Genomic DNA, 2,273 nt, shown 5'->3' with positions numbered 1-2,273 from the left:
GGTCAAACTGTGTATATTTCACCGGAATCTGACCCACTACCAGATTGATCACCACAACGATGGCCAGCACAACGGCTGTCATCAAGGCATCGCCGCCCCAGCGTTTGCGCTGAATGGACTGTATCGTCAAAAAGATGCAGAATCCGATAATAGACAGGTAATAGACAATACCCGTTATATCAAAGACACCGGAACCGAAGTTAGAAAAGAAGGATGTCATATTAAAGGCACCCAGCACTTTTGCCACAGAACCGGCCATCCATTCTGATTTTGCAAAGAAAATGATAACATTGACAGCTTCCGCAATGATAGCCGCCGCAACTGCGATCTTTATATTGGATGTCAGGTTATACACCAGCCATGCTGCAAAAAGAATAACGAAAATCCAAATAACAAAAGATGCCACCGCCGTTGACGGCAATGCGTTGGTGATCACACCTGTAATATAAAATACAAGCAGCACAAAGAATGTCAGCAATGCTGCAATAACCTGACTCTCCGTTACTGATGAGATAAACAGTCCAATGGCTATGCAGGCTGCACCATACAGGAAATAACCCAAAATGGCTGTATAAGCCATCGGCAGGGAAACGGTACCGAACCGGCTGAGAATCAACGGATAAAAGCAGGTGATCAGCAGGGCCAGGCCGAATACTGTCACCATCGCCAGATATTTACCAATGACAATTTTCCAGAGTGAAACAGGCGCCGTCAAAAGCAGCTGATCCGTCTTCCGGTTTTTCTCTTCCGCAAGGATACGCATTGTCAGTACCGGTGTCATCAAAAGGAATAAGACAATGACGCAGGACAATGTGTAGCCGAAATACGGATAGCCTGAAGACAGATTGATCACCGCAAAATAGATACCGATCACAACCAGCATAAAGGCCATGCAGATATAGCCCGTCATGGATGTAAAATACGAACGTAATTCCTTTTTATAAATCGCTGTCATATTCTGCTGCCTCCTTTCCGTCTTCTTCATCTGTCTCGTCAGTTTCTCCCGGGTGCTCTTCATGTTCTTCATGATCTTCCTCATGTAACTCATCTTCATGAGAATCTTCTTCATGAGGATCTTCATTGTTTTGTGCCTTTGCAGATGTTTCAGTACCCTCGGCTGTCAATTCAATAAAGACATCCTCCAATGACTTCTTCATCTGATTCATGGCATAAATCGGACACTGGACAGCTGCCAGTCTGTAGAAGATCATCTCACGGACTTCTGTCTTCGGATCGCTCTGGATCATCACATCGACACAACCTTTTTCCTCAGAATCCGTATATTCAATATTTTCAACACCATCAACAGCATCCAGTGCGCCTTTGATAGCCGCCTCATCCCCTTTGACTGTCAGATGCAGTGTTACCTTATCTTCCATGAGCTTGCCAAGATTATCCGTTGTGTCACTGGCCACCAGTTTGCCGTGGGACAAAATCAGCACATCATCACAGACTGCACTGATTTCAGACAAAATATGGGAACTCAGAATGACGGTATGTTTCTTGCCAAGACTTCGGATCAATCCGCGCATCTCAATGATCTGCGCCGGATCCAGGCCGACTGTCGGCTCATCCAGAATAATCACCTCCGGATATCCAAGCAGTGCCTGGGCCAGACCTACACGCTGTTTGTAACCTTTGGACAGATTCCGGATCAGACGGTCTGACACCGCCTCCAATTTGGCATCTGCGATCACTCTCTGAACCTCTTCTTCCTTTTTATTCCTGGCAATTCCTTTTAATTCGGCCGCAAAACGCAGATATTCAAGGGGTGTCATATCTGTATACAAAGGCGGGATCTCCGGCAGATAACCAATACATTTCTTGGCCTCCTCCGGATTCTCCAGCATATCATGCCCGTTGATCATAATGCTGCCTTCTGTCGGTCCGATATAACCGGTAATCATATTCATCGTTGTGGATTTGCCGGCACCGTTCGGTCCCAGAAAACCGTAAATATGGCCTTCTTCCACTGTAAAACTCAGATGATCTACAGCAATATGATCGCCGTATTTCTTCACAAGATTTTTGACTTCTATCAAAGCCTCTCTCCTCCTTCTCACTATTTGAACAGACAATTACGAAACCCAAGAATTTTAGCATTTTCCATATCTAATGGGTTTCGTAATTGTCTGTTTCATGCTTTATAGCATGCTATTTTCTCTCAAGGTATAGCATAACCAATATTTGTGATGCTTTGGTGGGGATTTTGTGACGAAAAAATGACCATTCTGTGAACGGTCACAAACGGTCATTTTCTTCTGTATATCCAT

2 protein-coding genes are annotated in these 2,273 nt (G+C 44.8%); both read right to left on the bottom strand.

Annotated elements, in window-relative coordinates; translation table 11 throughout:
• A partial coding sequence (locus WMO25_RS17325; RefSeq protein ID WP_349086432.1) for an ABC transporter permease occupies positions 1-1,027 on the bottom strand: 1,027 nt, incomplete at its 3' end.
• Complete coding sequence (locus tag WMO25_RS17320; RefSeq protein ID WP_349086430.1) at positions 939-2,042, bottom strand: ABC transporter ATP-binding protein; 1,104 nt, start codon at positions 2,040-2,042, stop codon at positions 939-941. The genes WMO25_RS17325 and WMO25_RS17320, both read right to left, overlap by 89 nt.
• Positions 2,043-2,273 lie beyond the last annotated feature (231 nt).

The organism is Coprococcus intestinihominis (assembly GCF_040096555.1).
GTDB classification, from domain to species: Bacteria; Bacillota; Clostridia; order Lachnospirales; family Lachnospiraceae; genus Coprococcus_A; species Coprococcus_A intestinihominis.
This window is presented reverse-complemented; position numbering and strand designations above follow the sequence as displayed.